We start from the raw sequence: 6,585 nt of genomic DNA, 5'->3' as shown, positions 1-6,585 counted from the left end.
TCCGCCGATTAAAATATCATTCTTCTTATCTCCGTAAAGCCAATCATTTCCGCCATTACCTACAAGCGTATTGTTTGAATCACTAAAACCCTTTATGCCCTCTCCTTCATCAGTACCCATAAGGGGCAATTGTTTTATATCTTCAAAGCTTAATTTTTCGCCATTAGCAAATTCAAAATTCTCTATTATGTTGTTATCTCTATTTTTGTTGCTATCGATAACGTTTTGCATAGTAATGGAATCATTTGAGGAATTTTTAAAGAATATGACTATATCAGAATATTCCTTTCGTCCAGTACGATCATTCATTCGCGCAACTCTTTTGACGATAAGATCCTCTCTGTTTATTCCTTCGCCGAATTTAATAGTATCGGTTCCTTGATTGTCAGTTATAGTATCGTTACCGTCGCCTTTATTGAAGATATAGGTATCATCTCCATATCCGCCGTTTAGGATATCGCCGTCTTTACCGCCAATTAAAGTATCATTACCTTCGCCGCCATCAAGAAGATCGTAGCCTGATCCGCCGTTTAGGGTATCGTCACCCCTGTCGCCGTAAAGTTTGTCGTTTCCTTTGTTGCCATTTATGACGTCGTTACCATCTTGTCCGTAAATTTCATCGTCTCCACCCAAAGCATCAAATTCATCATCCTTATCGCTGAGATAAAATTTGTCGCTTCCTTCGGTTGCTTTTATATGGGAGCGATTAAGGATATCTTGATAGCTTAAAACAGAACCATCTTTAAAGACTATATTTTCTATAGCATGTCTGAAGAGCTTATTTTTGATAGTTATAGTATCGTTTGAAATTTTTGAGCTTATAACTATGTCATCCAAAACTTTTTTTATGTCTATATCATTCAAAGCAAAATCGTTAAATTTTATAGTATTATTGCCGGTATAATCCTCTACGGTGTCATTTCCATCTCCTTTGTTGAAGATGTAGGTATCGTTGCCTGCTCCACCGATAAGCATATCATTTCCAGTTCCTCCTATTAAAATATCATTGTCTTCACCGCCATAAAGCTCGTCATTACCGCTTCCTCCGATGAGAGTATCGTTGCCTTGACCGCCTATAAGTATATCATTGCCTTCTCCCCCATCTATAATATTGCTCTTCCAGTTCCCGTAAATTTTATCATCTCCGCCAAGGGCATTAAATTCATTGTCTTGGTCGTCAAGAAAAAATTTATCGTCCTCTTCAGTTGCTTTTATGGAAGAGCTATTTAGAATAGTTTGATAGTCCCAAGACGTGCCATCTTTAAATTTTATAGTATTTATAGTACTTTCACCATTATTATTGTAAAAACGTTGCAAGGTAACGGTATCATTTGAAATTTTAGAATTGATGACCACATCATTAAATATTCTTTTGATATTTATATCATCCGCGCTAAAATCATTAAATTTTATAGTATTAGATCCTTCAATATCGTAAATAACGTCATTGCCATCTCCCTTATTGAATATATAGGTGTCGTCCCCACGTCTTCCTTCGAGTTTATCGTCTCCTTTACCTCCGATTAGCGTATCATTGCCGTTATCTCCATAAATAGTATCATTCCCTTCGTTACCGTAAATAACATCATCGCCGTCCCCGCCCCATATTATATCGTTTCCAAGACCCGCATCAAAGGTATCATCTCCATCCGAAAGATAAAGTATGTCGGCTCTATCTGTAGGACTTGGTAATGCAGACTTTAACATGTCGTCTAGATTATAAACGCTACCGTCTGCAAACGATATGGTTCTTACGGTATTATTATGAGTTATTCCGGAATTTATAGAGTAGAAATTCTCAAGGGTAATACTGTCCCATAACATTCCTGAATCTTCTTTTACTGAAATTACAAGCTTATTGGGATCTCTTTTGAATTTTAGATCTTCTTTTCTTATATTGATCCCAAATTTTAAAGTATCAATTCCGCTTGTATCATAAATAACATCGCTACCGTCACCCTCATTAAATATATAGGTGTCATTGCCTTCTCCTCCATTAAGCCAATCATTACCCTTACCACCATTAATTGATTTGGTGTAATTATTGCCTTTAATATTATCGTTGCCGTTGCCCCCTTCTATAATATGAGGAGTATTTATACCTGCACGAATGAGATCGTTTCCTTCGGTTCCTATAATTTTTATGCTATCAAAAATGTCGCTAAGTTTTAAAATCTCTCCACTTGCGAATTTTATATTTTCAACATTAGCTTGATTGATCACAATGCTATCGTTAGGGCTATTTTTAAATGAAATTTTTAAAGCTGAGCCAGAATTGATCACATTAAATTCTAGATCACTTCTAGAAATTCCTTCTCCGAATTGCAAGGTATTGATTCCGCCGCAATCCGTTATAATGTCGTTGCCGTCACCTTTATTAAATATATAGGTATCATCGCCGTAACCGCCATTGAGAGTATCGTTACCCGTTTCTCCAATTAGAATATTATTTCCATTTTCGCCATAAAGGGTATCATTTCCGTCCCCTCCATTTAGAGTATCGTTACCGTCATTGCCATAGAGGATATCATTTCCTTCGTTGCCATTAATCACATCATCTCCATTGCCGCCCCAAATTTCATCGTTACCTAAACCTGCATCGAAGGTATCGTTGCCATCGGTGAGATATAGCTTGTCGCCTTTATCAGTAGAAACCAAAGGGGTCAGCTCAAGGATTTTATTGAAATCATAAACGCTTCCATCGGCAAAAGTTATAGTTCTTACAGTATTGTTTCCTATTTCAGGATTAACGGAAAAGAAATTTTGGATAGCTATGCTATCACTATTTACTCCATTGTTATTTTTAATGGAGATTATAAGTTTATCCAGCTCTCTTTTGAAACTAACATCACTAGGGGCTATACCTTCTTTGAATTTTATTTTATCGTTACCTGCCGTATCGTAGATAGTATCTGCTCCGTCGCCTTTATTAAATATATAGATATCATCACCATATCCACCATAGAGCGTATCGTTGCCCTTACCTCCATTTATAAAATTACCTTCAGAATTTCCATTGATAACATCATCGCTATTTGTTCCATTAATATATGTATCAAAGCATAGGGCCAATAATTCAACATCATTACCGCTAAAGCTTATTAGGTTCTTTTTCAAATTCTCTTGAAATATAGGTTTATATGAACTAGCATTTCGAACAACACTCATTAATTTAATAAATTCATCGTATTTTTCATCTTTATATAATTGCATAAGCTTAGAATTTAAAGCATCAAATTTATAGCTTAGCTTTTCACCTTTTTCTAAGCTCATCTTTTCCATATCTAAATTTAAATCGGAATATGTCGTTTGAAGCTCTATAGTCGCATAGACGTAGCGTTTGAAAGTATCAAATCTTTCTTTAATGATATTAGCGGATATTCTAATATTTGCATCATTGGAGCTTCCATGCCAAGTAAAAGGCTTGCCCGTAAGCTTTTCATAAACATTTACGATCCTGCTATCGATAGAGGTAGTTCTAGAGTTTGGATGCATATCGCTAACTCCTGCCCATTCATAGATCAGCTCATCAATATGCTTCTTTCTATCCTCTGGCTTTAGCATCAGATATAGATTTATTATTGTAGCCAGCCTTTCATTCTTGCCTGCCGCTACTCTTAAAGAGCTTAAATTTCCGCTAGCTATTACTTGAGGTAGGGCCTGGACTTCTGGCGAGAGTTTATTTTGATCTATTATCTCTTCGGTTTTGTTTAAATTTACTTTCATCCATACGTCGTTAGCATCTAAGGTGGAGCCGTCTTTAAGAGTAACTTTAGAGCTTTGTTTTACGGTGTTAGAATTCTCATTTATCGCTATCTCTTTATAGTTTAGATCGATGCTTTTGATATTATTATCCACAAGCGAGCTTAGCTCTCCTTCATCGGTAATGCCGTTAGAATTCTTATCCTTCCAAATTTTAAGCTTATTAAATATCTCATCCTTTTCATCTATTGCGTTGTCGCCATTTAGATCATAAGCCTTTAAAGCTTCATAGCCGTTGGTCGCTTTTTTATCTGTGTATCCGTAAGCGGTATTTGAAATAGTATGATTTCCGAATAGTTCATTTCCATTATCTATTTTACCGTTATTATTTTTATCTAGCGCTAGTAGTCCATCGTCTTTTTCTATCCAAGCGGTAGCTTCCGCAAAGCCATTATTGTCGTGATCGAAATACACCGTATTATCAAGCCTAGTGGAAGTTACGCCGTTTTTATTAAAATCTATTACGATAGGATCGTATGTCTCGGGTAGATCCTCGTTAGGATCGCGGTCGTCATCTATGATTTTGCCGATACCGGATTTTAATATCTTGGCTTTTAGTTTATCTGAGGTTTGGATGATTCTAGGAGTTACATCAAATTCCCTATCCTCTTGCTTGATCGTATTGCCTTCCCATGTATAGGTATAGGTATTTCCCCGCTCGTATTGAGATAAATTTAGATTGTATTTTTTGATATATTCTTCGCTTGGATCACCGAAAAGATATTTTTTATCTCCTATTCCCAGTATAAGAAATTCACCTTTTTCGATAGAGCCTTGTATCGAGATATTAAAATCTAACGACTTTTTGCCGCTATCTCCTTCGTTTGTTTGGTTATCGCTTATACTTATACCTATCTCATCTGCATCGAGGAGGGTTATGCTTAGATATGCATTTCCATTTTCATCTTTAAAATCCTTTTTATATCCATTGATTGTGACTGTACCGCCATCTTTCTTGACGATCAGTTTTTCATCTTCTAATAATTTATACTCCGTCTTCCTATCTTCGCTTAGATATACTCCTTTTTCTTTATCGTATGTTCCGCCCGTCAAGATCGAGTTATTGAAGAATACTCTACCTTGGCCATCAGTATCTTCTATGATATCTTTATCTCCTGCGTAGTAGGTGTCGAAGCCATCTCCGCCATATAGTAGGTCTTCTTTGTCGTCATTGTCCGTATATATGGTATCCTTACCGCTTCCTCCGTAGATGGTATCTTTTCCTTCTCCTCCATAGATGGTATCGTCTCCATCGTCATAGTTCTTGTCTTCTTTATCGTTGTTTACTCCGCCATATACGGTATTTTCTCCTTTGGAACCTCTTAGGTCTATGGTATCGTTACCGGAGCCTGCTTCGATGTAGGCGCTACCCCCTACTATCTTTATGTTATCGTCTCCAGCTAGGGCATAAATTTTAGTATGTGTATCCGGATTAAGCTTTGATTTAATATTTTCTATATCATCATTCTTATTTGTGCCAAATATAAATTGGTTATTAGGGCTATCTGTTATCTGCCCAGACTCATCAAATAGGGGTTTTAGTTCTATATTGCTTTGGTAATCTTTATAATATTCTCCAGATACAGCTTTAGATATCAATACTTTTTGAAGCATTTTTGATTTATCTTTTACATAGTTATCGGAATACTCGTCTTTATACTTTTCAAGTTCTTTATAGGCTGGCAGATCTATATCTGATATTATAAAGTTATTAAGATTTACCAACGCATATAATTTTTCAATAGGAATATTAGAATCTGGGAAAATTTGGTTAATCGGTGCATTGAACGGGATCAATTCTAAAGTGAAATTAGTTTTATCGCTATCGTAAATTTGGCATATGTCTATTATATCAGATTTGCCTTGAGCCTTGCCTATAGTTTTATCTATGTCTTGGATTATTTTTTCTGCGATATTGGCAATGCCTTCGCCCGTCATAGAGCTAACAATATTTTTATAATAACTACTTAGATAATTTGTTACAAACTCCTCCGATATTCCATGAGATATGGCAAAGTCATAAAAATAGAGAATTTTAGTCATAGGGGCTATAAAATGAGTTTCTCCAGAAACTTCAATAAGTTCTCCAAATCTATCATTTTCATGTAAATCCGCTATCAAATTAAAAAAATCTTTGGCTCTTATATCGGTTACTGATGTGGTCATAGGAGATTTTTGATAATTATACAAAGCTTCGCCAATAGCATCATCAAGATAGTACTTGTAATTCGTTTGTGCATCTACTATCCAGAAGTATTTTCCTTCAGCATCTTTAAGCACTTCTTTACTATATAGATATAAGTTTTTTCCGCTAGGAGAGTTAAAAGTATAGCAGTTATCAAATAAGCCAGGATAGATTTTTGAAGCTATTTGGGCTAGTGTACCACCTAGAGAGTGACCAACTATAGTGATATTATCAAAATTATTTATTTGCACGGCAGTTTTTCCATCATTGCCTTTAGTTCCTTTCTTTAGTTCATTAATAAACTTCACCATGTCTCCAATCTGAGAGTGAGGTGTGCCATTAAATGCCAATTCTATGTCAGCCAAAAGATCTTTTATCGCTTGACCGAATCCCTGGTTTATTTCCGTTCCCCTTACGGACAATATGTATTCACCAGTTTTTATATTCTTGTATAAGACCGCCTGAAAACCACTTAAGTTATCCTCTTCTGAAGATTTTATCTCTACAAAGTCCTTAGAGAAATTATCTCTTTGGGCACTTGTTGTATCAAACCGACCACTTTTACCAAGTTTTATAAACCCTTTATACCCCGCCCATGCTAGCTCTGCATATGTTTTTAGTGCCTCAAACTTTCTCAT

The 6,585-nt window shown here is 35.8% G+C and carries 1 protein-coding gene; it reads right to left on the bottom strand.

Annotated elements, in window-relative coordinates; all coding sequences use genetic code 11:
* Nucleotides 1-6,585 (bottom strand): calcium-binding protein (locus tag Q0340_RS12225; protein WP_298083533.1); only part of this gene is annotated, 6,585 nt, incomplete at both ends.

This window comes from uncultured Campylobacter sp. (genome assembly GCF_938045595.1).
Taxonomy (GTDB): Bacteria; Campylobacterota; Campylobacteria; order Campylobacterales; family Campylobacteraceae; genus Campylobacter_B.
The sequence above is the reverse complement of the archived record's forward strand: the minus strand, read 5'-3'. Positions and strand labels throughout refer to the sequence as shown.